This window comes from Mastigocladopsis repens PCC 10914, assembly GCF_000315565.1.
GTDB classification, from domain to species: Bacteria; Cyanobacteriota; Cyanobacteriia; order Cyanobacteriales; family Nostocaceae; genus Mastigocladopsis; species Mastigocladopsis repens.
On the sequence record NZ_JH992901.1, the window covers coordinates 3461590 to 3487593 of the forward strand.

Below are 26004 nucleotides of genomic sequence, written 5' to 3' on the forward strand. Positions count from 1 at the left end.
AAGTTTTGTCTGGTACGTTACCAAAGTTTAACGTACCAAAACTACAGTTTTACTCTTCTTCTAACTGAAATTCTTCTTCCTCTTCGTCCTCTTCGGTCTTCTTCACAGAGTTAGCAGAAACAACAGCGCCCATTTCTAGTTTTTCACGCACCTGCTGCTTAATTTTTTCCGTAAATTCAGGCTTGTCTTCTAGGTACTTAATCGCGTTGTCTCGACCTTGGGAGATATTCTCGCCATTATAGCTGTACCAAGCACCCTTGCGGACAAGGATACCAGTTTCTTCTGCCAAATCTACAAGACAACCCAACGTAGAAATACCTTTGCCAAAGATAATGTCAAATTCCGCAATTCTAAAAGGTGGTGCAACTTTATTTTTAGCAACTTTGACTTTGACGCGATTACCAAATTCCTCTGTACCTTTTTTCAAGGTTTGAATCCGGCGAATGTCTAAGCGTATCGAAGCATAATATTTCAGAGCGTTACCGCCAGTCGTCGTTTCTGGATTACCGTAGCTGACACCAATTTTTTGGCGCAGTTGGTTAAGAAAAATCACTGTGCAACCAGATTTACCAATATTTCCAGTAATTTTACGTAGAGCTTGGCTCATCAATCTTGCTTGAAGACCAACATGGGCATCACCCATATCGCCTTCAATTTCAGCACGGGGTACGAGTGCTGCCACAGAGTCAATAACGACAATGTCAACCGCAGCAGAACGGACAAGCTGATCGACAATTTCTAAAGCAGTTTCGCCAGTGTCAGGTTGGGAAATGAACAAATTTAAGGTGTCAACACCCAACGCCGCAGCGTAGGTGGGGTCGAGAGCGTGTTCAGCATCAACATAGGCAGCAATACCGCCGTTTTTTTGCACTTCGGCGACCGCGTGTAACGCTAGTGTCGTCTTACCAGAACTTTCCGGACCATAAATCTCAATCACCCGTCCCTTGGGTAAACCGCCACCTAACGCTAGATCCAGGGTCAGCGCCCCACTGGAAATCGTCTCTACCTGCATCCGGGTCGCGTCGCCCAAACGCATAATTGTTCCTTTGCCAAAGGTGCGCTCAATTTGGTTGAGTACCATGTTGAGCGCTTTTTGCTTGCCAGCAACATCAGTGGTGTTAATAGCCATTCCGTGCCTCTATATATGGATCTAGGGAGTGTAGGTTTAGGAGTAAGAGTAGAACAAATATACTAATTTATTTAAACACAATTTGCTAGTAAAGAACTTCTCAACAAGGAAGTGTGACAATATCCTAACTCAATCATTGCCTGGTGATAGGTAAGCATAAACAACTATGTAACAAATTCTGTGGTGTCGGTAAAAATCATATCTTGATAAAGACAAGTATCTTGCCTGCCAAAATGATTTAGCAAGCATCTTTTTTGCCCCACAATAGATATTATGACTTCCGACCTTCCTGACTCTCTCATTCTCGAGACAGCGCTTTCAGTTGCTGGATTGACAGACTACATCTGCTTTCTACTAGAACAAGATGAGGAATTGCGACGGGTTTGGGTAACTGGAGAAGTTTCCAGCGCTAACCATCATCGCAGTGGGTTATTTTTCACGCTACAAGACCCCGATGGTGGTGCTGCAATTAAGTGTATAGTGTGGAATAGCCAATTAGCAAAACTTGCACAGATACCTGTTCCTGGTGAGCAGTTAATTGTCTTAGGCAGTATAAGAATTTACCGAGATCGCGGAGAATATCAGCTTTCCGTTTGGCAAGCTTTGCCGGCTGGTGTTGGTTTGCAAGCGCTACGCTACCAACAACTACGAAAACGGTTGGAGGCGGAAGGGTTATTCGACTCGCAAAGAAAGCGATCGCTCCCCCGTCATCCTCAAACTATCGCCGTTGTCACCTCACCCACTGCTGCAGCTTGGGGAGATATTCAAAAGACTCTCAAGCAAAGGTATCCAGGTTTACACGTTCTTTTTTCTCCTGCGACAGTACAGGGTGAGCAAGCGCCAGAGTCGATATTTCATGCTATTCAACGAGTAGAACAAGATGGACGCGCCGAAGTGCTCATTTTATCACGAGGTGGTGGTGCGGTTGAGGAATTGGCTTGCTTTAATGATGAACGGGTGGTGCGAGCAGTTGCTTGTTGTTCCATTCCAGTGATTACCGGCATTGGTCATCAAAGGGATGAGTCTTTGGTAGATTTAGTTGCAGATGCTTCCGTACATACACCTACGGCTGCTGCTGAACTAGTTGTTCCAGCGGTGGCGGAATTATATACTCAGCATCAACAGCGAGTTGTTGCTTTACACCAGAGCGTACATGATTCGTTGGAAACGTCACACAACCAACTGGAACAAATGCGAAACCGCTTGCGGCGCATACGGTTAGATAGACAAGTGCAGCAGGAAATGCAGGAACTCAGTTGGAAGCGTCAGCAATTGGTGCGTGCGACAACGACGAAATTGCAGCACGCAACGCAGCACGTAGAGATGTTACGCCAAAAGTTGGCAACTCTTGACCCTAAAGCTGTTTTGCAACGTGGTTATGCGGTGGTGCGTCAGCAAAATGGTGCAATTGCTCGTTCTGCTGCTGAGTTGACTGTGGGAGAGGAGTTGTTGGTTCAGTTGGGTCAGGGTGAGGTTAAAGTGAAGGTTACGGAAGTTGGAGAGTAAACCGTAGAGATGCAGAGAATGCAGAGAGTTTTTATGAATCAAGGTTGGAATTATGAGGCTAAGGTTGCTGAAATAGAAAGAATTATTGCTCGCATTGAGGCGGGTGATTTGGAATTACAAGAGGTGTTTGACCAATTTGCAGCGGCTGTTGAGTCTTTGCGTCAATGTGAAGCTTTTTTGCAGGAACGACAGGAGAAGGTGGACTTGTTGATTGAAACTTTGAAAGAAGAATAAATGTTACTTGTTAGTTGTTAAAAAGCACCATTAACTACTACCAACTACCCACTCACTACTACCCATTAAGGTTTTCTCTACTGCAACTGTTTCATTTAGTGGCAATATCACGGTAAAAGTTGTCCCCTTACCCACTTGACTGTCTAAGGTAATTTGTCCTCCGTGCAATTCAACTGCATTTTTAACAATAGTTAACCCTAGTCCAGTTCCCGGAAGATTGCCTGTATTACTACTTCTAAAAAAGGAGCTAAATAGCTTAGGTTGGTCTTCTTCTGGAATGCCAATACCTTCATCTTGGATACGGAAAATGACACTTTTATGGTCACAAATCAGTTCAAATTGAATAGTACCTCCTTGCGGTGAATATTTAATGGCATTTGAAAGCAAATTGGTGAGTATATGCCGCAGCAGTTTTTCATCCATGAGAGGTAGTTCTTCTCTTTTGCAGCCGTAAACGCACTGGTCAATAAAGTTAAGACGATATTTTTCGCCAGCGCTCAGTTGTAGCTGTTCGACTAAATCTAAGCAAAAGCTTATTAAGTCTATGGGGACTGGTTCAAATTTAAGTTTTCCTGCTTCTGTTTTCCCAATAGTTAAAACATCTTCTAATACTTGAGTCAGATGTTTGACACTTGACTTAATTTTCTTGAAATGCCGCTCTTTTTTCTCATAAGATATTTGGTCATTGTAGGTTTGGAGAAAGTCACAAGACAACAAAATGGTTGTCAACGGTGTACGGAATTCATGGGATGCAATGGCAATGAACTGTGATTTGAGATGACTAATTTCTCTTTCTTGTTCCAGTGCTAAACGAGTTTCTTCTGCCTGTTTGCCCTCGGTAATATCTTGGGCAATTCCTACTCGACGATAGACTTTTCCAAGATTGTTATACACTGGGAAACTGCGATCCCAAATCCAGCGTACAGAACCATCTGGCCGCACAATTCTATATTCATTGTGGTAAGCGTTATCAGTATTTTTCTTAATGTTAGTAAATAGGTATTCTCTGTCCTCTGGATGAACAGCTTCTAACCAAGAATTGGGGTTAGCATACAAACTTTCGCAGCTGCGTTGCCACACTTGCTCGTATGCAGGACTAATGTAGATAATTTTGCTACTTTTGAAGTCTTGAAGCCAAAAAACTTCTTGAATGTTTTCTGCTAATTGGCGAAACTTCTCCTCGCTTTGTCGTAGCATTTCCTGCGCCATAAGCTTGGAGGTGAGTTCTAACTGCAACTGGTCGTTACTTGCCTTGAGGTCTTTTTCCTGCTGGGTTAAAGTAGAAACAAGCTGGCTGATGTTTCGAGAGAGATTGGCAATTTCATCTTGACCTTGCAGGACGGGAATTTTCACTTGTTTATTGCCTTGACGAATGCTGGTGGCGGCTTTGGCGATCGCTAACATGGGGTTGGTAATTGCTGCTGTGACAAGCCAACCCAAAACCGCAAACAAAGTCCCTAGTATCATATTCCCAATAAATATCTGCTGCTGTAGATGCCGTACTGGAGTAAATGCGACATCAGTGTTTTGCCTTACTAGCACCAACCACCCCAATCCTGGGTAATTTCGATAACCAACACTTTGAGTGTAGCCAGTCAGATAACTGTGACCATCCGACCATTTCTCAATCAGGTAACCATTCATTCCGCGTTGCGCTGCTTCAACACTTTTTAGGGATAGAGAATTGACTGTGCTGAACTCTGGGGGGGCTAGCAAAACATTACCATTCTGACTGAGAACAAACATTTCTTTGTTGCGTTCTTCTACTGGAGGCAATAGGGATTTTTTCACCTCCTTAGACCATCCCCAGCTTAAATGGGCACCCAAAACACCCTGTAGATGACCTTGAAGATCCATCACAGGAACCGCAATATCCACAAAACGCAATGGTTCATACGTCGGATTGGGTAGCAATTTCGCCAGTTTTACAGCATCATGTACGTCACCGATGTAGCTGGCTGTGCGCCCATAAATAAACCAAGGTCTTTGAGAAACATCCTTGCCTTCCAACAATGTTCCTGTACTGGCTTGAACAATCCCCTTCTCATCCGTCAAACCTATCCAAGCGTAATCAGTATAAGTGCTTTGCAGTTTTTCTAAGAGTGTACGCTGCTGTGATACAGAAGAGTCTGGATTACGGATGGCATCCAGTGTGCTGATAATTTGAATGTCGCGATAGCGCTCAAACATCCCCCGGTCTAGCTTATCAGCCATCTGGTAAGCTATTTCTGCTAGCGACTGACCAACATCGACTTTGACCAGTTCGCTGGAGGTGTGTCCAACAATCAGACTTGCTAAGATTGACAGCACAAACGCAATACTGCCAATTGCTAGCCCTAACCGGGTTCTGAGGCTGTGGAGAGGATTGAGATTGGCAGCTAAGTCATGTAAAAATTCAAAGATGGTCGCCACTCCAAAATCCTCCGGTGTTGCAGAAATTGAGTTAGAACCTCAAGGGTTGATGTTTTTTTGAATTTCTCTGAGAATATTAAATTCAGCGGCTGTAAATCGTTTAGATTTGTCCAATCTCGGTTTTAGCACAACTGTTCAATTTGCCAATACCTATATGGAAACAGATAAGATTGGTGCCAAATCAGCATAAACTTTTTGGTGGAAAAGCTAACAAAAGAGGTTCCTGTGGCTAAATTCTTGTTCGTAACCGATTTAGACAATACCCTCGTTGGCAATGACAATGCACTCTTGGAACTGAACGACCGCTTACAGCAGACACGCCAAGAACATGGCACCAAGATTGTTTATGCGACAGGGCGATCGCCTATTCTCTACCAAGAACTCAAAAATGAAAAAAATCTTTTAGAACCAGATAGTCTCGTCCTGGCTGTGGGAACAGAAATTTACCTTGACGGTAGTCCCGATCCTGACTCAGAATGGTCAGAAAAACTTTCGTCTGCTTGGAACCGGGATCTTGTAGTAACAAAAACAACTCAATTTTCTGACTTGGTTCCGCAACCCGACTCAGAACAGCGTTCCTTCAAGGTGAGTTTTTTCCTTCAAGAAGAGGCAGCAGCAAGGGTTTTACCGCAACTCAAGTCAGAATTGCAAGAAAGTGGTTTAAATGTAAAGTTAATCTACAGTAGCGGTATAGACCTTGACATCGTACCCCATCACAGCGATAAAGGACAGGCAGTACAGTTTCTCCGCCAAAAATGGAAATTTGTAGCAGAGCAAACGGTTGTTTGTGGCGATTCTGGTAATGATATTGCTTTATTCGCTGCTGGAGCAGAACGGGGAATTATTGTGGGCAATGCTCGTCCGGAGCTACTTCAATGGCATAATGAACATCCTGCTGACTACCGTTACCTGGCAACAAATTTTTGTGCTGGTGGAATACTAGAAGGCTTAAAATATTTTGGTTTCTTAGAATGATTAGCTATCTCAAAGGAATTGTTGCTGGTATCCAGAACAATAGTGGTCATCGCCATACTCTGACTCTGGAAGTGAATGGTATGGGGTATGATTTGCAAATCCCTGCACGACTGGCACAGCAATTGCCAGACTCCGGAGGTGAAGTGCAAATTTTTACCCATTACCAAATTCGTGAGGAGATACCATTGCTGTACGGCTTTGGTTCACCTGGGGAACGAGATGTGTTTCGCCATTTGTTAAGTGTTAGTGGTGTTGGTGCAGCTTTAGCGATCGCCCTATTGGACACTTTGGAACTACCAGATTTAGTGCAGGCGATTATTACCAGCAACATTCAATTACTCATTCAATCTCCTGGTGTTGGCAAAAAAACCGCAGAACGCCTCTGTCTAGAACTCAAAAGTAAGTTAGTAGAGTGGCGTAAGACAGCGGGATTCTTCGTCGCAACAGGTGGTCCTGCACCAGGTATTCTTGAAGAAGTGCAAATGACCCTCCTCGCACTGGGGTATACTGCCAGTGAAGTGAGTCATGCCCTACATGTCGTTAGTGAAGATCTAGGACTACCCAAAGATGCCTACGTCGAAGAGTGGATTAAACAGGCGATCACTCATCTGAGTAGTGAATATAGTCAGTAGTTATTGAGTCTTATAGCAATCACAAATACAGCGCTTCTCATCTGAATGAAGTACTAATTTATCTGTGTCCATCTGTGTCCATCTGTGGTTCATTATTTCTTTGTGTACCTCACCCAATTGCAAACCGCTGTAGGTCGTGAACAAGTTTATTTTTATAAACCGCCAAGACGCTGATAACGCCAAGATTGGAAAGAAAAGTATTTGTTCATAAGATATTTAGGATTACTGTATAGCTAAACTATTAGGAGAAAGTCTTAAGACTCTCTGAGAGTATTAGTGATGTCAATCGAAAGAAGAAATTCTAGGGAAATTTTTGCCCCAAGTGAAGTGGTTCATCTCAGACAAAACTGCTTTACGACTATCAAAGTTTTCACGCCTGGTAATTACTATGCTAGTGATTTACCAGATATAGCCTTTGAAATGGGTTTAGTCGAACAACTGCCTCCAATGAAAGGAAAAGTGGAGCAATTACCACTAGATTATAACAAACACCCTGAAACAAAGAATACTGAGTCAGGCTCGCAAAAGGAGTCATAACACTCAAAAATGCCGACAAATCCTTACGCTTGGATAGAAGAATCCCTGGCGACAATTCACCGTGCTGACTGGTATCGCTCAGTACAAACAATCCACGGTCTTCCTGGTGCAACGGTACTTTTGGAAGGACGAGAGGTGATTAATTTTGCCAGTAATGACTATTTAGGATTGGCTGGGGATAAGCGGCTGATTAAGGCGGCTACTGTTGCTGTCCAAGAATTTGGTACGGGTGCTACAGGTTCTAGATTACTCAGCGGACATAGAGAATTACATAGGGAGTTGGAAAGAGCGATCGCATCCCTCAAACAAACAGAAGATGCAGTGATTTTCAGTTCCGGCTATCTGGCGAATGTAGGTACAATAACTGCCCTTGTAGGCAAGCGCGATTTTATTTTATCTGACCAGTACAATCATTCCAGTCTCAAAAACGGGGCAATCTTAAGTGGTGCAACCATTATTGAATATCCTCACTGTGATGTTGCAGCATTAAGAACCCAACTGAGTCAACAGCGGCAAAACTACCGACGTTGCCTTATCATCACTGATAGCGTCTTCAGCATGGATGGTGATTTGTGTCCTTTATCGGCACTACTTGATGTAGCTGAAGAATTTAGCTGTATGCTGCTCGTTGATGAAGCTCATGCCACAGGGGTACTGGGAGAAACTGGCGCTGGATGCGTAGAACATTTCGGATGTACGGGAAGGCAATTAATTCAAATTGGCACTTTGAGCAAAGCTTTGGGTAGTCTAGGCGGATATGTGGCGGGAAGTGGAACCTTAATAGACTTTTTGCGGAATCGCGCACCTAGCTGGATTTACACCACGGCGCTTTCCCCTGCGGATACAGCAGCGGCGCTAACAGCAATAAAAATAGTACAGCAAGAACCGCAACGCCGCGCCCAATTATGGCAGAATGTAGCCCAACTCAAACACGTCATCCAACAGCAGTCACTATCGTTGATATTACTACCCTCTGAGTCACCCATTCTCTGCTTTCAATTGCCCAGTGCAGCAGATGCTCTCAAAGGTGGACAACATCTGAAATCTGCTGGCATTTTTGCCCCGGCTATTCGTCCCCCCACCGTTCCTACGAGTCGGATACGGATTTCTGTGATGGCGACTCATGAAGCAGCGCATATTGAGAAATTGGTAGAAGCTTTGAGCAGTATCTAAACTCAGTCCAATCAACCTTTCATTGCAGGTCAATAGCAGTAGGAATTTGATTAAGGATAGGTTTTAATTTGATGCCATGCATGAGATGCGATCGCACTATGTAACTAGCGAAGCCTCTGCCTTTGTATGATCTGCGTTTATTAACGCAATCGGTGCGGGAGTGATTGACCTTTGTCCGCAAAAAGATCGAGGTCGAGTTTCCAACTAATCCGAATTAACGCAATCGGTGCGGGTGGAGATTAGACGACCCATCCGAAGAAGGCTACCGGTTTCCAACTAATCCGAATTAACGCAATCGGTGCGGGTATTGTGAGATAAAAGAGCGCGTTGAAGAGGCGATGTTTCCAACTAATCCGAATTAACGCAATCGGTGCGGGGAGTATTGCAAACATCATTACATCACGTAATTGCCCGTTTCCAACTAATCCGAATTAACGCAATCGGTGCGGGTGGAGATTAGACGACCCATCCGAAGAAGGCTACCGGTTTCCAACTAATCCGAATTAACGCAATCGGTGCGGGTAGTGGAGGTTTACAAGCAGAAGCGGGATACAAAAGTTTCCAACTAATCCGAATTAACGCAATCGGTGCGGGGCGGACACATATGTCAAGTGCTCTGACTACATTCTGCTTGTTTCCAACTAATCCGAATTAACGCAATCGGTGCGGGTTCAGAACCCGAGGAACCTGGTCATCAACGGCATACGTTTCCAACTAATCCGAATTAACGCAATCGGTGCGGGTCTGTGCCCTGAAAACGTTACATAGTAAGCGTTCCAGAACGGGTTTTGGCAGACCTCAAAAAGAGGTTAATTTCAGCCATACTTGTTGAGACTTTTTTTCATTTATCTCAACACTTCAAACCTTCAAAATATTTACTAGTCTAGGTTCTGGAGTTTTTGGCAGAACTCTCCAGGTTTTAGCCGCCGCTTCGCTCTGCCAAACATCAAGCTGATAACCAAACTATAAATCGATCATCTGCTTTTGTCGAGATTTTGTCAATTGTAATGGACTTTGTACAGACAAGTAGCATTAACTTTTTACCAACGATTTTGCCAATGCTGTTAAATTCCCAGTCGGCTAATAGTTCTAGTCCTGCTCGATGTCTGCGGATGCGATCGCTTCTTATATCAAGCCTGGTTAGTTTGTGCTATTACGCTGATTAGTGCTTCTTTGTGAGCAATACTGCAAAATGACTTAATACGCGCTAGATAACCCCACCCGCCCCTTGCCAAGGGGGGTGGGAGGGTTGGGGAGGGGTTTAACCGATGTGTTGCATTCTTTTTTCACATTGGTATCACTTGAATTGATTATGACAATCGTGTGATTATGCAGAGATGAACACTCATGTTGTGATTTCGGTCACTGCTTAAGATGTTTTCATGTGGGTGCTAGAACAGCAATAAATTTAGTAGTATACTCTCCGAAAAGTTAATCGAAAAGCAAATAACGGTTATTACGCCCAAAATTTTAAGGAATTAACCGGAGATTCTTTAGCTATCAGAAGTAAGCTCTGATTTATAAAGTAAATCTTAAAATCATACAGTCCTTAAACAGGTTTTAACTTACGGCGATCTTATGAAGAGTTATAGCGAGGTGTGAGTGATAGGTATAATACAAAACTACAAAACTACAAAATCTCTAAAAGTAAGCACTCTAGCACTCTACGAGCGAGAATTTAAAGTTGGCTTCATAAATGACATTTCAGTTCGGTAGGAAGTTAAGCGTCATTTCATCAGTAAAAGCACTTATAATTATTCAGAAATTTCAATTATTTTTTTATGGACAATTTTTCAAAAAGGCTAGATGTAAGTAGCACAAAGGCAAACAAGGGAAGAGAAGGCGAATCTACGCAGGATGCAAATTCCTTATTTCTACGTAACAAAAACATTAAAAATTTAAATTTTGCTTGTCAAACCAGTGGGATTTATACATTCTTTTTAAAGATTTCTAGGGATTTTTAACTAAATCTGGAAACAATATCTAAATAATTGGATCTAGGTACAAGGAAATACCTAAGGGCACCCTCCCACAAAAGGAATTCCTTCGTAACTTATAGGGAAAGAACATGAATATATTTGCTCGTTTACTAAGTACATTTACTATCTCTCTATCTGCGGTTGCTGTTATGCCTTACTTTGCAATAGCGCAACAGACTCCAACTACTCCTCAACAAAAAATGACGCAAAGGCTTTGCTCTTCCGATTCAGTGGAAGATTTGTTGCCTTCGCCAGTGAGTCAAAAAAGTGGTTCCCCACTTTCCTACCTGGCGCAACAAGGTTTTAGACAAAACCCAGATGGTTCTTGGGTCTGTTATGTGAATGATTCTAGAAAGCAGGGACGCTATTATAGCCTCCTTAAAGTTCAGCAAATTAATGGAAAGCTTGTAGCTAGTTCTTTCCTGGACGATGGTATTCTCGTTGAAGGGCAAGACGAGCGTACCCTGGACTTGTTCATGATGCTTATAGAGAAGCATACAAAGACAAATCAAGGGAACCGTGAAAGTATAAGCAGATATCTTGAATCCTTCTTCTCCTTAGTAAAGCAAGGAAAAGTACAACCATCTGGTCGTGGTTATCTTTTCGACCAAACAAACGGTGGAGTTGTCATATATCACCCTGTCACAGGTGGGAAACTTAAAGGTACAGGAATCACAATTAACATCAACTCGCCTCAGAATTTAGCTTCTTCTCCAGTTTCATAGGCTGCATTCAAAGTTACTTGTTGGAGGTGATCCCTTGAAGTCAAGAGTCAAAAGAATCGCAATTGCACTATCATCCTTATCATCCTTTGCAGGAGTACTCACTGTATCTCAATCTGCTTCTGCTCAGTTGAACATTGGGCGCTATGGGATCCAACCAGGACTGGAGCAAAATTATCTCCAGTATCAGGTATCAGGGCGAGATTTGAGTCAAATGCGAGGCATTCCAGCATGTACTGTAGGATTTGGTGCTTCATGTAACAAGGCTGGAGCCGTTTTCCAGAAAATACTTGAATCCAACGGTGGACCTAGCTACCAAGAACTGCTGATGCGAGCAGCTGGTGGGGAGGAAAACTACCGGAATTTTGCTTCCTTCTATGGAGACAATCCCAATCTTTCTGAGATACCGTACCACTCATTCTGGGAGAATGACAACCCTAATATTGTGGACGGGTATCGGTATCTTCTTGGGCAAACAGTAGCTCGGACTCCCCAACAAGGTTTAGGACAAGTTACCCAAAACTTCTACTGGGCACCTGAAGGAGGCGGGAACTCGCTTGATCCTCGCAATGCCTTGCTGGATTTGAAATACGCTTATGGGCGTTTGTTGCTTGAAGAGGTCGCAAAAATTCCTAATGCTCAACAGCAGATTCAATCTCTCGGTCTAGAGCCAGAGCAAACCAAGTTTTACTCGGACAAACTTTCCAGATCGATGCGCGCCTTGAACTCCGGGAATGAACAGTCTCTCAAAGACACCATTCTCAAAGACCTCTCCATACCATATTCACCAGATGGTGGTGAGTTCGGACGTCCAAATCTTGGTGTTCCCCAAGCTGAGTGGTTTGCTGAAGAAACTCTGGCTGGAGAAGTCTTTGTAGGGGAAACTCCAGTAACGTTGACGCCAGAATTGACAAGCGTTGATTTTCCTTCCTACTTACCAGAAGATGTCGTATTGCAAGAAGCCTCACGGAATTCTTTTCCAGGCTGGCTCATTGGCGGTGGCGGTCTTGCCTTACTTCTACTTCTTCTGACCCTTGGTGGAGATAGTTCCTCAGATGAGGGATCTAGTAGCGTCTCAAGTACATCCCCTGTTACCACTCCGCCTTCGTCTGATGGGTCTAGTCCTCCTTTAGGCAGTGGTCCTTCCGGTGAAAATCAAATCATTGAGGTGCCTTCCACTCCCCCTGTAAGTTCTCCGCCTGGACAGGAAGTGAAGAAGGTACCGGAACCAACAACAATAACACCTCTTTTATTCATGATTATTTTCATTTACGTACTCAGTTACAAACACTGGCTCTTACAAACCAAAGGTTAAATTTTTCCCTTCTACACTAGGGGGGTTTGAGATATGAGAAGCGCTCGCATTTCTCTGTTTTCTTGAAGAATGCGAGCGTTGGTTTTTGAATTTGTTATGGTAGATGCTTATGTAGTTTATACTACATAACTTACTATTGAGGTTGTTTATTGTTTGTGTCTGATTCTGGTTGAGCTGGAGCTACTTTTGCGTCTACCTTCACACCTTTAACACCTTTAATCTCTTGTGCCAAAGTAGGAATTTTATTCAGTTGCTCTTGTGTTGGAACTGTTCCAGCTACAGTGACAGAGCCTTCTTTAGCGTCAACTGTTAACTGGCTGGCTGGCAAATTTGCTTCTAACTTGCCGCGAACTTCGCTTTCTAAATCAGCATCAGCTCTGTCTAAGTCACCGCCAGTGGCATTGTTACGTTGCTCGCGTGCTCTAATGTCAGACTCTATTTGCTCTTTACGAACTTCACCAGTAGCGTCTTCTTGGGTTGTCTGAGCAGTGTCTTTTGTTGGAGCATTAACGTTTTCATTTGTACCAGCAGGAGCATCTGCACTCGTTCTTGAAGGGGGTTCGCAACCAACCGCACCAACAGCAATCACGCCACTAATGATCAATGGAATAAACTTCTTCATCTTCTCTGTTCCACTTAAATGTTTCTCAAGATTCATTGACAGAAGCAGTTCTTAACACGAAACAGTTATCATTTCACCCAAAAATACATACAGGAACAGGCAAATGCTTGTAGTAATCCTTGAATTTCAGTTATGGGAATTCACTGATAACTGAACACTGTTAATTGTGTGTGAGGTTGAGGAGCGAATTTTTCAAAGTCCAAAGCAATATTTTAGAGGAAGGACTTTTCTAATTATTGACTCATAAGTGCAACTCTTAAAGAGTTGCATCCCGACGGTCAACAATAGTTACTGGAGGTTGGTTGTTAGTTAACGGAGGTTGGTTGTTCACAACAGGATCAGCGTAATCTGTGCGAGTGTCTGTAACACCAGGCGCACTATAAATGCCAAACTCTTGAATACCCCGGTTTCTCAAAATAGTTTCGGCACGACGCATTTCGTCATCCGTACCCTCTACTATTACCAGATAATCCCCACGGGATACCCGCTCGTTGTAGACTTTGGCTCGTTCTTCAGGAATTCCCAAACCAACAAGCCCACCCAGTAAGCCACCAGCAGCAGCACCAATTCCAGCACCAGCAGCGGCTGTAGCCAGAGTTGTGGCTATCTCGCCTGCAAGTAATACCGGACCAACGCCAGGAATTGCCAAGGTACCTAAACCTACCAACAAGCCGGTAATGCCCCCTAATGTTGCGCCTGTCACTGCTCCGGCTTTGGCTCCTTCATCAGCTTTGTTGCCAACACGCTCCTGCGTTTCAACACCAGCAATATCACCGGTGCGATCAGCATCTTTAGCAATGATAGAAATCTTATTCATCGGGAAGCCAGCATCTCTGAGCTCGGTGAGTGCATGCTCGGCTTCATGACGGCTAGAAAATACGCCGACTGCACGCTTGTGTTCGCCCAAAGCCATTTTACTCCTCCTTTAAATAGCTAAAAACAGCACAAAAACGAAAACTATTTTTGTCTTGCGCCTATATAACTTTGCCTTTGTTTGAGCTGACTTTCATCGTCCATAAGTGTAAGCTAAGTCTCTATCAAGAGATTGGTTATTTGCCCGACTGCTCTATACTCCTTTGTCCTTCGTCCTGAGCTACCCGTAACATAATCATGAGTGAGCACAGGGGAAATTGCGCTGCAATTGTTCGGTTATACGACTTTCAATAACAAACAAATACCTATAACCTCGTAAATAGTAGTGAATGCCTGCCCAAACGCTGTCAGTCGCTCTTTATTGAAGGGGTGGAAAGTCGTGTACAAGTGGATCTTACCGAGTTTGAGCGAAGTTTTAACAAATAGTCAATCAACAGTGGCTAAGTGCTCATCTGCCAAAGCAGAGCGGCAATGGCGTGTAAGCATAGCAGCGACAGAACAATTGCTATTAAATACTTTAGCAACGGCTTCACCTGAGGCGAGCCTTGGATTAGTTCTGGCTGCGCCAGCACCAGTCTTCAGCGACCCAAGACTGGCTCGAAGCTTGCAGACAGTCACTTTTACGGCAAAGCCGTTTAACCCCTTGGCACTCATGCCATTTCAAATGCCTCCTGGTGTGGCGGTGACAGATGCATTTGCTCCTGATGAGTCGGTTTTACCTGTGCTAGAAACAGATCCATTGGCGAAGGAGCAGTTTTGTTTGGTTTTTACCAAGCAATTTAGATTAGTGTTGGTTCTAGCAGAAGACACCAATGGCGATAAAACTTTTTCATTTTCTTTTGATCCTGAGGTCGTTGAGTTAGCATGGCGATCGCTAGGAGCACGAGTCATATTAAGTCATCCTGATCTGTTCGCCAATTTAGAGGAATTAGTACAAAAATATTCTCCCGTAGCTCCAGATTACCGCACGGTGATGGAGTTCAGTCGGTTGTTGCTCACGCAATTTCCTGAACCAGAACAAGACACGGAAATAGCAAGACAAGGGGACAGTCCGACAAGAGGACGCCCAGAATTTGTCGAAAGTCTCTCCGGTTCGCCACGTCTATCCAACAGAAACTTTGCAACAGCAGGGGAACCCGCGCACGCAAGTGTCCTCCTGTGCGGCTCATCAGAAGCGCCAACTCGTCCTGATGTAGAACTGTTGCAAGCTTTTGCTCATGAAGTTCGCACTCCACTGACAACGATTCGCACCATGACTCGTCTATTGCTCAAACAGCGCGATTTGCCTGCAAATGCTATCAAGCGTTTGGAACTGATTGATCGCGAATGCACTGAGCAAATTGACAGGATGGAGTTGCTGTTGAGAGCAGCAGAACTAGAAACATCTGCCAAGGTAAAATGCACAAACACTCAACTGACGGCAATGTCTCTGGAGCAAGTGTTGCAACAGAGTATTCCTCGCTGGCAACAAACAGCGAATCGACGGAACTTGAGTTTGGATGTGGTTTTACCCCAGCAGTTACCAACTGTAGTTAGTAATCCTACCATGTTGGATCGGGTTCTCACGGGTTTGATGGAGAATTTTACCCGCAGTTTACCCGCTGGTAGCCGTATTCAAGTACAGGTTATCCCTGCTGGCGACCAACTGAAATTACAATTATTGCCCCTACCCCAAGTGGTAGATAATGATAAAACCTCAGTATCTCCATGCACACCGCCCATTCGCAAGGCTCTTGGTCAACTGCTGATGTTCCAACCAGAAACGGGGACAATTAGTCTGAATCTTGCTGCAACCAAGCATTTGTTTCAGGCGATCGGGGGTAAACTCATCGTACGCGAACGCCCCCGTTATGGAGAAGTGCTTACGATTTTTCTTCCCTTAGAAGTCAGTAGCGAGCAGAAGTTGGAAGTCAAGAGTTAATTGTTCATCACACACATCTCGTCCAGAGAAAAAGGGCAATCTCTTATTCTCCCTTCTCTGTTCCTAGCCGATACGAGTAATGAACTGATTGACACGAGGTCTGCCGAAGCGTTCCCAGGCGTTACCACCACGTAGAAAGAGTTCCATCCAACGAACTGATTTCGACCCATCTGCCATTGACCAACCAGAACTCCCCGGTGCAAAGGCTAAAGTCCCTTCTGGCACTTTAAAACTGCCATCGGAGTACACCGCATCACTGACAACATCACCAACGCGGACGACCACCTTCTCTTCAGGTTTGAGGTTAACGGTATCTGCTGGGATGGTTGTTTTGATATTACCGTAACCATCAATCCAAGCAACGCGATCGCTTGGCGGATCAGGTATATTGCTTGGATGCAAAACTTCTCCCAAAAGGCTAAAGTCGCCCTGAGCAATTGCCGCCGCCGCATTGGGGAAGACATCACGAGAGCGGAACTGCGACCCGCCTCTAGAAACCTTGACTATGTGCAGTCTTTGTGCATATTTTTTGATAAAAGAGAGGCTGTAACCCGCATTGACGCCCACCACTGTAACGCCATTGGGTAACAGGGCATAAGTGAGTCCTTCGCCTTCATTGTCCTGCCTAGGTTGTTTATCATCTTGGCGAGGCGCACAGTTGTGGTAGATTAAACGCTCTACTGGACCGGGGTTAAGACCAAGTTGAGCAATCCAAAAGCCTGTTGCTAGAGTACTGAAGGCAGGAACTGTAAGAGAGTGAATCTGTGCTTTAGGCAGTGCCATCAGTAAACGTTGCGTAACCTCAGCAAAAGCTGGGTCACCGTTACCATAGTCTGCAATCAAGGTGATGAACATAATAAGCTTAATCTCAAACCAATTCTTGAGTGGGATTTTCAGGAGCGATCGGCAACTGCACAGTAAAAGTGGAACCTTCACATAGCTTACTTTTCACAGAAAGAGAGCCTCCTCCACGCCATAGCAATAATTGCACAATTGATAAGCCCAAACCCACACCACCTGGATCTTCAGTTGCGGCTGGACGCACGCGATAAAAGCGGTCTAAGATTTTGGGAATTTCGTTGTCGGCAATACCAATACCAGTATCGCGAAATTCCAATTGGACATCATCACCTTGAACACGTCCTCGGACCCAAACCTGTCCACCATTGGAGGTGAACTTGATGCTGTTAGAAAGCAGATTAATCACAATTTGCCTCAAGCCACCGCTCACACACCAAACAGGTGGAAGTTCAGTCGGTACGGTGTAGGCTAACATGATACCTTTTTCTTGAGCTAAGGGTTGGTAGGTACTCACGACTCCAGGCACAATGTCTGACAGACGTACAGGCTCTAACGAAATACGCTCTAAATTGCGCTCTAACTGCACCAAATCCAACACCCCACTAATAAGTGCATTTTGGCGATCGCATTGGGTATTGAGCATTTGGAAATAACGTTGTCTTTGGGGGGGTTTCAGATTAGGGGAATTTAAAAGACTCAACGCTGTCTTCATGTGTGTTAAAGGTGCGCGCAGTTCCTGACACACATTGCTCAAGTATTCATCTTTAAATTGCAGGGTATCTTGTAGTTTTTGATTTTTCTGCTGCATTTTGGCAAGATGCTTTCTCGTTCTTTGACGGTTCATTTCATCCTGTCGCTGGAGTTGTTTTGCCAGCAGTTGACTCATAAGTGCTGGTTCGGGTGCTGCGGGACAAATAAAATCAGCAGGTACAAACAGGGGTGATTCTGGTGTGATAGCCTGTTTGATCACATGAAAAACTTGCTGAATGACTCTGCCATCAAAAGTCGTTATGGCAAGTAACGGCGGGGTTTTTTTCCTGTTTGCTTTTGCCGAATTGTTTCTGCGTCTTCTCAATGGTCTATGAGCCAGAATGAGACAGCAAAACTGGGGTGACAATACCATCACAAAGTATTCCCGTTGCAACTGGCTATCTTGCAGGGTTTGTACTCGTATGTCATGGAGATTCTCTGATGGGGCGATAGAGTGGGGGGAGAGGGGGAGATTGTGCTGCCCATTTTCTTTGCTCCAGCTCTCCTCAATGTATAAAGTATGAATGACGCCAGACATTCTCAGTTGTTGATGATAACGCTGAATTTCTGAGTGCCAAATTTTTCCTGGTGGTAGCTTGACCCATAAAGTGGCTGCAATCTGTTGCTCAATAAGTAAATCAATTTGTGACCTCACAAGTGACAGCAGAGTCGCAGGACTATGGGGCAATGCTTGAGGAGGGGCTTGCACTCCCAAAGCCAGCTGATAAACGGATAGATCCTGAGCAAAAGAAAAATTCATGGGTAAAGCACAACAGGGACAAGGACGAACAAAATGATACTGCCTTAGTTTCTCATCTTATAAGAAAGCCGCAAAAAACCTGATTTCTTATTAGGGACACAAGATAGTTGAGCAATGGCTCAAGTCTAAGTGTGAAGAGTGAACAACTTTTTTATCTTATATCTTCTCTCGTTTAAAGAACGATTTTCTCTCCTCGTTCAGTGAAGCGAACTTCTTTAATCTTCCATTGAGAATTACTTAATAAAGTTTTGCGAAGACTGCCAAATAGAGCAAATTGTTCACAACTAGAAAGAGAAGTGAATTGACGGTGGGAATTTGGAGATATTCGTAAATCAACTGTTGCAACTCCATCTTTGACGATAACACGATATCCCGACAAGCTAAAATCAGCACTGTCACGTTGCTCTATGATTTTACCCACCACACCTGTCACAGGTTCTGCGGCTGGTACTGAGACTTGTTGTGGAATCAGTTCTTGACATTGAGTATCACTTGTGAACAACGTAACATTGATAGTTTTTTTCGTGACAGCGCGAGAACTCGAAGAAGCTTTATTTTGGGTTGGGGTTTCTTGAGAAGATGAACTGCTCTCACTCGGTCTTTGTGCAGCAGGTGTAAATTTTTCGCTGTTGGTCGTTGGACTGGGTGTTGGTGTTGTGCTTTCAAGATCACCAGAGGTCGGATCAAAACTACACCTGCTTAGGCTAGCAACCATCGCCACAATCATAAACAGAACAACATATTTTTTCCTGGATTTCATAATTTTGTAGGACTTACGCACTTTACTTTGAGACACTTACGTGCATCAACGGCACTGCACTCAGTAGAAAGGTTGAACTGACCAAAATACTGGCAATTTTTTCCATTTCTATCCCGGAACTGCATAAGTGGATCAGTACTTACATCTATATAAGGATAAGGATACAGAAGGTTAGCTCATTCATGCTTAACTTGTGTTGAGCAAATCAACTAAAACTTTACGCATACAATCAAATTTCTGTTAATGGGTAAGTCCTAGTAGTTTGCCAACCCAAAATTGCCGGGTAAGCGTAGTTTGTAGTTGGCGCTTTAGCGCTAAAGTGCTCACGACAAACCCCTCAAACTTGGTGTGCTGAACCACTAGTAGTAAAAAAGTTATTTTGGAGAAAGTTCTATGGGCATTAATGATGGATTAATAGGCTATTGGCAATTTGATGAAACAGAAGGTACTACTGTCCTGGATAGCTCAGGCAATAATAATCGCGGCTTGTTAATAAATGGCACTCGAAGTGATGGGAAATATGGCAAAGCTGTAGAACTGAGTGGTCGTGATGATTCACATGTCAGTATTCCTGGTTCGGTAAGCCTGAATAGCCTAACTGATAAAATTACCGTGACAGCTTGGGTGTTTCCAAATGTAGCCCCGGAAGGTTTTAAAGTCGCTGTTTCCAGACAAATTGGTACTGTTCTGCATCCCGATCAGTTTTATTTGGGTTTTGGTCCAGAAAATGGCGCGATGCATTATAAGTGGCACCTTGGCACAGATGACGGTGGCACTTTACGTGAAGGCGACATTTACAGTGGTGTTCCAGAGAATAATCGTTGGATACATCTAGCAGGAACCTACGATGGAAGTATCATGCGTCTCTATGTTGATGGCATCGAAATTGGCAATCGACCTCTGACTGGAAACATTCGAGTAGATGATAATGCTGTCACTATTGGTGGGGAAGAAAATGGACCAGATCCTCAGGTAGTAGATAGCGAATTTGAAGGACTCATTGATGAAGTTCGCATTTATAATCGTGCCTTGGATGCATCTGAAATTCGTGAAATTTTTAACCTTGACTCAGTAAACTCAAGTGTCCTTTTGACGGCTTCTTAATGTTTTGAGTTTCATTCACGAATGAAAGGTATTTTTTATGATTTTTGTCGAATTAGTTACCATTGCTCATATTCCCCCTTTCTCTGAAGTGACCTTGCGAACAGATAAAGATGAATGGGAAAACAATGAGATTGAGGGAAGCTACCAAAACGATCGCTGGATATTCGAGCTAGCCGATCCGAAGTATTTAACTGGCTTCCTCTGTAAGTTTGCACTCAACCGACAAATTTGGTCTAACGATCCCAATTTTAATATTCCTGGCACCGACAATGAACGCCATACTTTTTATCTGAATGAGTTTGGCTTTGGTTTACCTGTTGAACCCGTTGTTGAACTTGGTCAAACCCAGATAAAGCTTTTTGATACTTCCCGTCCAGATCCTGCTGATCGCGAACCCTACGATGTTATTGTGATCGGCTCTGGAATGGCTGGGGGCGTATTGGCTGATCAACTCGCTGATAGCGGTTTAGATACTTTAGTACTAGAAGCAGGCGGAGTTCCCCTAGAGACTCACATTGCAAATCTGCCTCGACGCCATTTTCCTGGTGAATTTAGAAAACACGTCTGGGATCGCTGGTTTGAATATCAAGTCATTAATTACGATCAGCCTACTGATGGGAGTGAAAATGTCTACGGAGGTGCCCAAGCGTTTAATTTGGGTGGGCGATCGGTATTTTGGGGCGGTTTTATTCCGCGCATGAGTTCCTGGGAGTTGGATTATTGGCCGACTCAAATTAAGTGGGACTTAGAAGATCGCTACTATCAACTCGCTGAGGACTTGATGGGTCGTTCAACCGCGCCAGTAACTTACTACACGCGGGAGATTCACCGAGTATTGCGAGAACAACTTCCTCGATACAGTCATTTTGATGCTCCGGTGGCGGTCAGACAGAATTTGACCAGTGCAAATACCATCACGACTGGGATGTTTTCAACGGCAGATTTGCTACTAGAATCATCTAGAACTGCTGGTCCTACGGGTTCCGGCAACTTAAGCGTGCGAACTCATCATCAGGCAATCAGAATTGAACCTGGGGAACCCTGCACAGTCGTTGTCCGGGATATGATTTCCGAGGAAGAAAAGGAATTTTCAGCTAGGTTTGTCGTTCTTGCTTGTGGCTGCTTTGAAAGTGCGCGCCTTGCCAAACGCAGTAACATAGGGAATGACTTGGTAGGGCAGGGTGTTACCGACCACCCCATTGCGTTTGCACATTTTTTTATTCCGCCCGAGTCGCCCTATTATGATCGTTTTGGGTCTGTGAAGGTGGTATCCCAACCAACTGAGCCGCACCCAGGAGAAGATAGAATTCGTGATCCCTTTAATGTTCTGATTGAACTCGGTGCAGATTTTAACCAAGGGCGGTATCTGGATGAGGATATTTTCCGCGACAATTTAGAAAAGCGTAATATGCTGTGCGAAATCGTTTTTCTCACAAATAGGGAATTACTTTTAAGCAATCAAATCGAGTTTGATGCCGACAATGATTTTCGCCCGATCGCCAAAATTCAAAATCCTGGACTTCCTGACGAAGTGGAAGCCAGAGTTCGGGAAATCTCAGACAATATTTTAAATTCTTTCGGGGCAGTGAAGTTTAACGAAGGATTTGGCGATGGTGGACTTGGCGGCGTAGCCCATGAGGTTGGTTCTCTCCATATGCAGGTGAGAGACAGCAACAATATTGGAAAAGGGACACAGGCAGTCTTAGAAGGCGTTGTCGATGAAAACGGCAAGTTTCTCGACCAGGAGTTTGTTTACGCCTGCGATTTGTCAATATTTCCTACTTCTCCAGCCGCTAACCCCAGCTTAACAGCGGTCGCCCTCGCACTACGTTTAAGCGATCATCTAGTACAACTTGTCCGTTCTTAATGAAGACTAACCTTCTCAACCGCGTGAGAAGGTTAAAATCCTTTTTTGGCATTTATATCAATGAATTCAGGAGAAAAATGGTAGTTGGTATAGCACCACCTCAAGTCAGTACCCATGAAGGCATGGGCAATATTGTGTTTCCTGGCGGCACCGCCTTTCGCGTTTGGGCACCCAACGCCCGCCAGGTTCAAGTTGCTTTTTATAACGACAGAAATCAAGATAATAACAGCCCTTCGAGCTTAGTCGGTTTAGCTTCAGAAAATAATGGTTATTGGTCTACTGATGTAGCTGGCATTTCACCCGATCAGCTCTATCGCTATCAAATTACCAATGGCGATACAGGAGATGTCTTTTATAAGATTGATCCCTATGCGACGCAAATCACCAACTCAGTCGGGAAAGCTATTGTCCGTGAATCGGAGTTTCCCTGGACGGATGACGATTTTCAGATGCCAGACTACAATTCTTTGGTGATTTATGAGCTTCATTTAGGCACATTCGATGACGATCCAGGCGATCGCCCTGGAGACTTAGCAAGAGCTACTGCACGACTCGACCATCTACTTGAACTTGGTATCAACTGTGTTCATGTGATGCCCCCTAATGAATTTGCCGCCGATTTTTCCTGGGGATTTAACATTGCCTTCCCATTTGCTATTGAGTCGATTTATGGAGGGATTGTCGAATTTAAAAAGTTTGTCAATCGCGCCCATAGTTTAGGAATTGCTGTGATTACTGACAGCGTATTTAATCACTTTGGACCTGGTGATTTGGACGAATGCTTAAGGCGCTTTGATGGCTGGCATCAAGGCGAACATGGAGGCATTTATTTCTACAACGACGAGAGAGAACCCACTGACTGGGGTCCTCGACCTGACTTTGGACGTCCGGAAGTGCGGCAATTTATCCGTGACAACGTGATGTTTTTATTAGGCGAGTGTCACTGTGATGGATTGAGGATTGATAGCACATCCAATGTCTGGGGATTCAATAACGGTCAAGGGTGGAATAACGAGGGATTTAATTTACTCCGTTGGATTAGTGATGAGAAAAACTTTTTCCATCGCTATCCCAGACAGAAAATCTTCATTGCCGAAGATTGGCACAATGACGGCTGGGTCACACGTCCGACACCAGAGATGGGAGCAGGTTTCGATGCAGAATGGCATTGGTTTGTCCATGAAGTGCGCCATGCTTTAGAAACTCCCAGCGATCAATTTCGAGATATGGATGGAATTGCTCGCGCTCTCTACGCCCGCTTCAATAACGATGCCTTTAAGCGGGTTATCTATACAGAATCTCACGATGAATCCGGCAATAATGATGCCCTAGCTCGCCGCATCGATCCCGCCAATCCTGAGTCCTGGTTTGCCAAGAAGCGAACGACCCTTGGAGCAGCTGTGGTTTTGACAGCACCTGGAATTCCCATGATTTGGCAGGGACAAGAACTTTTCTCAATTGAGAAATTTAGCGACACAATTCCGCTTGACTGGTCTCGCAAAGAGACTTTTAACGGCATATTTCAGCTTTATCAACGTCTTTGCCAACTGCGACGCAATTGGGACAACAATACTCGCGGACTGAGAGGACAGCACATCAACTGTCACGTCGTCGATAACCTCAATAAAGTCGTTGCCTTCCACCGTTGGAATGAGGGCGGTCCAGGGGATGACGTCATTGTTATCTTAAATTTTAGCGATCGCACTTGGGATTCTTATCGTGTAGGATTACCCAGTTCGGGGACTTGGTGGTGTCGTTTTTCTAGTGATTGGGCAGGTTACAGCAGCGATTTTGGCAACGTGGGAGGACATCCGGTCAGCGCTGAAGCAGAAGCAAAGGATAATATGCCTCATAGTGCTGGTTTCGCGATCGGTCCCTATAGTGGTCTCATTTATTCTCAATAAACATTGGCGTGGAAAATCTGTAGTAAACGAATAGTATATTTGCTTGCATTTAATGGGTTTTTTGTGCCCCATATATCCCCCTCTTTTATGAGGGGGCTTTCTTTTTAAAACAAAGGAAGAGTATATTTTTCACTTTCTTGTTTACTTATGAAAAAGTATTTTTTCTTTACAGGAGCGGTTTCAAAGCTTGATTGTTCTTTTATTAGGTAACAATTTAATCTCAGAGTTTCTTCAAATCATTTTGAAATATAATTAAATCTAAGTTCGTTTAATCACTAAGCTTTAGGGTCTATTGGTGATTAGTAATGGGTAAATAAGTAGAACAAGCTCAATAAATTTTACTAGGAGGGTTGCCATTTTTCAAAAGTCATTTATACTGTACAAAGGCTCAAGGAGCAAAGACAAAAGACAGTCAACCTATTTAACTTTATTTACAACCGCTGACTTATTTGTTTGTAACTATAGCGCTTCTCACTTGAATGAAGTACAAATTTATCTGTGTGCATCTGTGGTTCATTATTTCTTTGTGTACCTTACCCAATTGCAAACCGCTATATAGCGATTTTCGCTTGAATGAAATACAACTGTATAAGCGCAAAGCTCTGCGCTCCTGCCTTAGTTGTAGTTGACACAAATACCAATAGATATTATTACCCATGATAATTAGCTATTAACAATTCTATTAATAAGAGGAAATGTTCAAACAAAACTAACATAATTGACATTTTACTAATTTGTTGGATCTCTTATGATATTAACAATCTCTCCAAGTTTTTTTGTAGGATTTTTGAATGCCTTAGTTTTAAGGAAATCGCAAAAGATAAAACAGAAAAAGCTAGAAACAACTAAGAGAAAATCGAATCATGTTGGATGGCTGGAATCAGCGTCCTACATAGTAAGGAAATACGATGAGTAGAGTGTTATCATATTTACCGTTTCTCGATTAGGGAAATTTTTGTTTTTGGCAACAGATACTCACTTATCATCTAGGGCATTAGGATGCAGATATTAATGTAAAAGCATTTTCTATTCCCTAGATAAGCTTTCAAAGCCAACACCTCCCATCCACGTTGAATTGTCAAATTGACCTGATGCTTTGCCAAACAACCGGGATACGACTTGCTAACATTCTGCATCAGCAAACTAGGAACCGACACATCATCTGTGTTTATCTGTGGTTATTTTCTAAAACTTCTGCCAAGCTTGCCAAAACATATAAACTGCTAAAATTGCTAGCAGAGTCCGAAACGCCAAAAGCACAACTTTGTCTGGTAACTTAGGCAGAAAGCGAGTGCTAAATTGCGCTCCCACAAGTCCCCCAGTTCCCAAAATTATCCCTTCTACAAATAGGATATTACCACTTACAGCATGTCCTAGAGTAGCAGAAATTGCTGTAAGAACAATTACGCCTAAACTCGTCTGGATCGCCAATTTAATTGGTTCCCCTAGTAGCAAAATTTGTAGTGGAACCATAATGACACCACCACCTACACCAAATAAACCTGCTAAGATCCCAGCTGCTCCTCCTGTGAAAATTCTAGCAAGTGTGGGGTTGAACCTTTGCTCTTGGGTTTGTACGTTCCCAGTTGTCAGGCGCTTACGCAATTCCACCAAATAAATATTCAATAACAGTAATAATCCAAAAGCACTTAGCAGGATGTAAGAAGGAAAAAGATTTGCTAAATAAACACCAATTTGCGCCGTTACTAAAGCAGGCAATCCTAACATAATCACCCGCTTAAAATTGATATAACCCATTCGCCAATTCTGTATAGTACCAGAAATAGATGTAATCAAAATAGCTAGACTACTGGTAGCAACTGCTTGCACTGGCATATATCCCAAGGTTACTAGTATAGGGACTAAAACTGTACCGCCGCCAATTCCTAAAAATCCAGCAAGAATACCAGAAAACACCCCACTCATGACGAGAAGTAACCGATGTGTAGAAACCATATAAATTTGAGATTTTGGATGAAGACTAAGTGGCGTTAAATATTTTTTTTAATATCATAAGTTCAGAATCTA

At 43.7% G+C, this 26004-nt stretch carries 20 protein-coding genes and 1 CRISPR repeat array; of the genes, 12 read left to right on the plus strand and 8 right to left on the minus strand.

The features are described 5' to 3' along the window. Window positions 1-49 precede the first annotated feature (49 nt). Window positions 50-1129 carry a recombinase RecA gene (recA, locus tag MAS10914_RS0117580; protein ID WP_017317264.1) on the minus strand — a complete coding sequence of 360 codons (1080 nt, stop codon included), beginning with the start codon at window positions 1127-1129 and terminating at the stop codon, window positions 50-52. Window positions 1130-1402: 273 nt separating this feature from the next. Here recA and xseA point away from each other — a divergent pair, with 273 nt between their 5' ends. Together xseA and xseB are read left to right on the plus strand one after the other, a co-directional pair. Next, window positions 1403-2635: an exodeoxyribonuclease VII large subunit gene (xseA, locus tag MAS10914_RS0117585; protein WP_017317265.1), complete on the plus strand. Its 1233-nt coding sequence runs from the start codon at window positions 1403-1405 to the stop codon at window positions 2633-2635. An 18-nt stretch (window positions 2636-2653) separates the two neighbouring features. After that, a complete protein-coding gene (gene xseB / locus MAS10914_RS0117590) occupies window positions 2654-2869 on the plus strand; it encodes an exodeoxyribonuclease VII small subunit (RefSeq protein ID WP_232224185.1) in 216 nt (71 codons plus the stop codon). A gap of 30 nt (window positions 2870-2899) precedes the next feature. On the opposite strand, the gene MAS10914_RS0117595 is transcribed toward xseB, so the two are convergent. After that, complete coding sequence (locus MAS10914_RS0117595) at window positions 2900-5281, minus strand: sensor histidine kinase (protein ID WP_017317267.1); 2382 nt, start codon at window positions 5279-5281, stop codon at window positions 2900-2902. Between the two features lie 225 nt (window positions 5282-5506). On the opposite strand from MAS10914_RS0117595, the gene MAS10914_RS0117600 reads away from it, so the two are divergent. From MAS10914_RS0117600 to MAS10914_RS0117625, 6 genes are all read left to right on the plus strand, one after another. After that, window positions 5507-6256: a sucrose-phosphate phosphatase gene (locus MAS10914_RS0117600; RefSeq protein ID WP_026082622.1), complete on the plus strand. Its 750-nt coding sequence runs from the start codon at window positions 5507-5509 to the stop codon at window positions 6254-6256. After that, window positions 6253-6888 (plus strand): Holliday junction branch migration protein RuvA, encoded by a 636-nt coding sequence (gene ruvA, locus MAS10914_RS0117605; RefSeq protein WP_017317269.1) that lies wholly within the window; start codon window positions 6253-6255, stop codon window positions 6886-6888. Before MAS10914_RS0117600 ends, ruvA begins: the two co-directional genes overlap by 4 nt. Window positions 6889-7167: 279 nt before the next feature. Beyond that, window positions 7168-7425: a hypothetical protein gene (locus MAS10914_RS0117610; protein WP_017317270.1), complete on the plus strand. Its 258-nt coding sequence runs from the start codon at window positions 7168-7170 to the stop codon at window positions 7423-7425. Window positions 7426-7434: 9 nt separating this feature from the next. After that, window positions 7435-8598, plus strand: a complete 1164-nt coding sequence (bioF, locus tag MAS10914_RS0117615) for an 8-amino-7-oxononanoate synthase (protein ID WP_017317271.1) — start codon at window positions 7435-7437, stop codon at window positions 8596-8598. Window positions 8599-8794: 196 nt separating this feature from the next. Further along, window positions 8795-9341: a CRISPR direct-repeat array (repeat unit 37 nt; unit sequence GTTTCCAACTAATCCGAATTAACGCAATCGGTGCGGG). Window positions 9342-10666: 1325 nt separating this feature from the next. Then, entirely contained in the window at window positions 10667-11302 is a 636-nt protein-coding gene (locus MAS10914_RS0117620) for a hypothetical protein (protein WP_017317272.1), read from the plus strand. A gap of 34 nt (window positions 11303-11336) precedes the next feature. Continuing rightward, a complete protein-coding gene (locus MAS10914_RS0117625; RefSeq protein ID WP_017317273.1) occupies window positions 11337-12614 on the plus strand; it encodes a hypothetical protein in 1278 nt (425 codons plus the stop codon). A 133-nt stretch (window positions 12615-12747) separates the two neighbouring features. On the opposite strand, the gene MAS10914_RS0117630 is transcribed toward MAS10914_RS0117625, so the two are convergent. Both MAS10914_RS0117630 and MAS10914_RS0117635 read right to left on the minus strand, forming a co-directional pair. Further along, window positions 12748-13236, minus strand: coding sequence for a BON domain-containing protein (locus tag MAS10914_RS0117630; protein WP_017317274.1), 489 nt, complete (start codon window positions 13234-13236; stop codon window positions 12748-12750). A gap of 256 nt (window positions 13237-13492) precedes the next feature. After that, window positions 13493-14149, minus strand: coding sequence for a general stress protein (locus MAS10914_RS0117635; RefSeq protein ID WP_017317275.1), 657 nt, complete (start codon window positions 14147-14149; stop codon window positions 13493-13495). 339 nt (window positions 14150-14488) lie between these two features. Between MAS10914_RS0117635 and MAS10914_RS0117640 the strand changes: the two genes are divergently transcribed. Next, window positions 14489-16030 (plus strand): sensor histidine kinase, encoded by a 1542-nt coding sequence (locus MAS10914_RS0117640; RefSeq protein ID WP_017317276.1) that lies wholly within the window; start codon window positions 14489-14491, stop codon window positions 16028-16030. 63 nt (window positions 16031-16093) lie between these two features. Here MAS10914_RS0117640 and MAS10914_RS0117645 read toward each other — a convergent pair whose 3' ends face one another. The 3 genes from MAS10914_RS0117645 to MAS10914_RS0117655 form a co-directional block, all read right to left on the minus strand. Further along, on the minus strand, window positions 16094-16885 hold the full coding sequence (locus MAS10914_RS0117645; protein WP_017317277.1) for an SAM hydrolase/SAM-dependent halogenase family protein: 792 nt from the start codon (window positions 16883-16885) through the stop codon (window positions 16094-16096). A 13-nt stretch (window positions 16886-16898) separates the two neighbouring features. Continuing rightward, window positions 16899-18341 (minus strand): DICT sensory domain-containing protein, encoded by a 1443-nt coding sequence (locus tag MAS10914_RS0117650; RefSeq protein WP_017317278.1) that lies wholly within the window; start codon window positions 18339-18341, stop codon window positions 16899-16901. 172 nt (window positions 18342-18513) lie between these two features. Further along, on the minus strand, window positions 18514-19101 hold the full coding sequence (locus MAS10914_RS0117655; protein WP_026082623.1) for a hypothetical protein: 588 nt from the start codon (window positions 19099-19101) through the stop codon (window positions 18514-18516). A 393-nt stretch (window positions 19102-19494) separates the two neighbouring features. Here MAS10914_RS0117655 and MAS10914_RS0117660 point away from each other — a divergent pair, with 393 nt between their 5' ends. From MAS10914_RS0117660 to MAS10914_RS0117670, 3 genes are all read left to right on the plus strand, one after another. After that, window positions 19495-20205 (plus strand): LamG domain-containing protein, encoded by a 711-nt coding sequence (locus tag MAS10914_RS0117660; protein ID WP_017317280.1) that lies wholly within the window; start codon window positions 19495-19497, stop codon window positions 20203-20205. Between the two features lie 37 nt (window positions 20206-20242). Beyond that, window positions 20243-22072: a GMC oxidoreductase gene (locus MAS10914_RS0117665; RefSeq protein WP_017317281.1), complete on the plus strand. Its 1830-nt coding sequence runs from the start codon at window positions 20243-20245 to the stop codon at window positions 22070-22072. A gap of 77 nt (window positions 22073-22149) precedes the next feature. Then, window positions 22150-23976, plus strand: a complete 1827-nt coding sequence (locus MAS10914_RS0117670; RefSeq protein ID WP_017317282.1) for an alpha-amylase family glycosyl hydrolase — start codon at window positions 22150-22152, stop codon at window positions 23974-23976. 1185 nt (window positions 23977-25161) lie between these two features. Here MAS10914_RS0117670 and MAS10914_RS0117675 read toward each other — a convergent pair. Next, on the minus strand, window positions 25162-25932 hold the full coding sequence (locus MAS10914_RS0117675) for a sulfite exporter TauE/SafE family protein (protein ID WP_026082625.1): 771 nt from the start codon (window positions 25930-25932) through the stop codon (window positions 25162-25164). Between the last annotated feature and the right edge of the window lie 72 nt (window positions 25933-26004).

Bases quoted from the DNA above. Each gene is read 5' to 3' on its own strand.
- recA (WP_017317264.1), bottom strand. From the start codon at position 1,129: ATGGCTATTAACACCACTGATGTTGCTGGCAAGCAAAAAGCGCTCAAC.
- xseA (WP_017317265.1), top strand. From the start codon at position 1,403: ATGACTTCCGACCTTCCTGACTCTCTCATTCTCGAGACAGCGCTTTCA.
- xseB (WP_232224185.1), top strand. From the start codon at position 2,654: ATGCAGAGAGTTTTTATGAATCAAGGTTGGAATTATGAGGCTAAGGTT.
- ruvA (WP_017317269.1), top strand. From the start codon at position 6,253: ATGATTAGCTATCTCAAAGGAATTGTTGCTGGTATCCAGAACAATAGT.
- MAS10914_RS0117610 (WP_017317270.1), top strand. From the start codon at position 7,168: ATGTCAATCGAAAGAAGAAATTCTAGGGAAATTTTTGCCCCAAGTGAA.
- bioF (WP_017317271.1), top strand. From the start codon at position 7,435: ATGCCGACAAATCCTTACGCTTGGATAGAAGAATCCCTGGCGACAATT.
- MAS10914_RS0117620 (WP_017317272.1), top strand. From the start codon at position 10,667: ATGAATATATTTGCTCGTTTACTAAGTACATTTACTATCTCTCTATCT.
- MAS10914_RS0117630 (WP_017317274.1), bottom strand. From the start codon at position 13,236: ATGAAGAAGTTTATTCCATTGATCATTAGTGGCGTGATTGCTGTTGGT.
- MAS10914_RS0117635 (WP_017317275.1), bottom strand. From the start codon at position 14,149: ATGGCTTTGGGCGAACACAAGCGTGCAGTCGGCGTATTTTCTAGCCGT.
- MAS10914_RS0117645 (WP_017317277.1), bottom strand. From the start codon at position 16,885: ATGTTCATCACCTTGATTGCAGACTATGGTAACGGTGACCCAGCTTTT.
- MAS10914_RS0117650 (WP_017317278.1), bottom strand. From the start codon at position 18,341: ATGAATTTTTCTTTTGCTCAGGATCTATCCGTTTATCAGCTGGCTTTG.
- MAS10914_RS0117655 (WP_026082623.1), bottom strand. From the start codon at position 19,101: ATGAAATCCAGGAAAAAATATGTTGTTCTGTTTATGATTGTGGCGATG.
- MAS10914_RS0117660 (WP_017317280.1), top strand. From the start codon at position 19,495: ATGGGCATTAATGATGGATTAATAGGCTATTGGCAATTTGATGAAACA.
- MAS10914_RS0117665 (WP_017317281.1), top strand. From the start codon at position 20,243: ATGATTTTTGTCGAATTAGTTACCATTGCTCATATTCCCCCTTTCTCT.
- MAS10914_RS0117670 (WP_017317282.1), top strand. From the start codon at position 22,150: ATGGTAGTTGGTATAGCACCACCTCAAGTCAGTACCCATGAAGGCATG.
- MAS10914_RS0117675 (WP_026082625.1), bottom strand. From the start codon at position 25,932: ATGGTTTCTACACATCGGTTACTTCTCGTCATGAGTGGGGTGTTTTCT.